The following is a 1,797-nucleotide window of genomic DNA, read 5'->3' as shown; positions in this document are numbered from 1 at the left end:
GGGGCGGGGTGGGGTTGGCGATAGTTGGGCCACGCCGGTGGCACCGGCGCGCCCGGTCCGGGTGCCCCGGGCGCGTGCTGCGCCCGGGGCCCGGGGTCTAGGTGGCGCGCACGGCAGCGGTGGCGGCGCGGGCGATCTCGGCGGCGGTGGTCGCGGGATCGGTGAGCAGGTGCGGGTTCGAGTTCTTCAGCGGGTTGACTCGCCCGCGTGCCGGTGCCAGCCACAGCACCGCACACCCGGCCGCGCGCAACGCGTCGAGGCGTTTCTGGGCGCGGTCGCGGTTGAGGCCGGTGTAGATGCCGTCGGAAATGATCACCAGCAGCCGGGCCGCGCCAGGGCGGGCCAGACCGAGGGCACCCTCGAGGGCCACGATGGCGAAGTCGATCGCGTGATTGCCGTCCGGGCACCCGAACTCGGTGACCTGGGCGGGGGCGGTGCCCGGGTAGGTGATCGGGGTGACAGTGTCCCCGAATGTCACGGTCGCGGTGGTGGCGGGCATGGCGGCCAGCTCGGCGGCGCGGGCGATGATCCACGCGGCCGAGGACACCGGGGTGGCGAACTTGCTCATTGAGGAGGACACGTCGCACGCGATGCCGACCTGCAGCGGCGGGTGTGGGCTGTTCTTGCGGGTGGTGCGGGTGAACGGTTCGGCAGTGGGGATGGCCCCGGCGGCGAGCTGTGCCTGGCGTGCCAGCACACCGCGCATCCGCACCCGTCCCGGCGGGACCACCGAGGTCGTTTTCACCGTGGCGCGTTCGCGGGCGGCGGCGGAATCCAGCGCGCGGGCCAGTACCCGCGCGGCGCTCTGTTCCTTCGCCAGCGGGGTGCGGGTGCGGCGCACGATGCGCGAGATGCCCGGCACCCCGCCGTCGCCGAACACGTTCTCCGCCAACCGCTGTGCCCGTTCGGCGGTGTCGGCGGCTGCCCGGCGCGCGGCGGCGGCGGACTCGGCCGGGTCGGCGGGCACCGGATTGGCCGCGACCTCGCGGGCGATGGCGGCCACCGTGGCGCGGATGGCCGCGCCCAACTTCGAGCCCGGCAGCGGTGCGGCATGCGGGTCGGGCCCCACGATGTCGAACCAGCGCTGCCCGAGCTCGAGCATGGCGGCGGTGTCGGCGTCGGCGACGGTGTGAGCCTCGCGCCAAATCGCGCGCAGCTTGGCGAGGGTGTCGGTGCCGAGGATGGACTCGATCTCGAGCAGCAGCGCCGCGCATTCGGACTTTTCCAGCACCCCGGCGTCTACCCGGCCAAGCACGAGGGCGGCGTTGTGGGCGGCGGCGTAGATGGTGGGCGGTATCTGGGCTGCGGCGGTCTCGCCGCCGTTGTCGCCGATCACGATCTCGGTGGCGCTGGCGCGCAACCAATGCCGGTCGTCGGGGCGGCGGCGGAGCTGGGCGGCCTCGATGCGGGACTCCTCGAGCAACTTCGCCGCCGTGACGACCTCGGGGTGGGCCAGCAGCGGCGGCTGCCATACCGAGTGTTTGGCGTGCGCGCACTCGTGTACCAGCGCACCCCACACCGCCGGGTAGTTGTTGCGGTCGCTGTTGGTGGCCGGGTTGGCGTCGGCGGGGTCGATCTTGAGGCGGGAACCGTCGAGTTCGATGGCGGCGAGCCCCGGCACGAACACCGCCGGGTGCCCGAACGCGGCACCGGGGGCGATGCTCACGGTCAAATCGTCACGGTCGGCGATCGGCGGAACTTCGGCGGTCATGGCGGCGGACAGGGTGGCCCATCCCCCGGTGACGGGCACCGACGCCGGGGCGGGTGTGGCAGGCGCGGCGGGGGCCACCCCGGCGG

General features: G+C 74.0%; 1 protein-coding gene. It reads right to left on the bottom strand.

Annotated features, from left to right (window positions below):
• Positions 1–97: 97 nt before the first annotated feature.
• Positions 98–1,797 (bottom strand): vWA domain-containing protein (locus HOV91_RS39015; RefSeq protein ID WP_246351615.1); only part of this gene is annotated, 1,700 nt, incomplete at its 5' end.

It is taken from the genome of Nocardia barduliensis (assembly GCF_013315795.1).
GTDB classification, from domain to species: Bacteria; Actinomycetota; Actinomycetes; order Mycobacteriales; family Mycobacteriaceae; genus Nocardia; species Nocardia barduliensis.
This window is presented reverse-complemented; position numbering and strand designations above follow the sequence as displayed.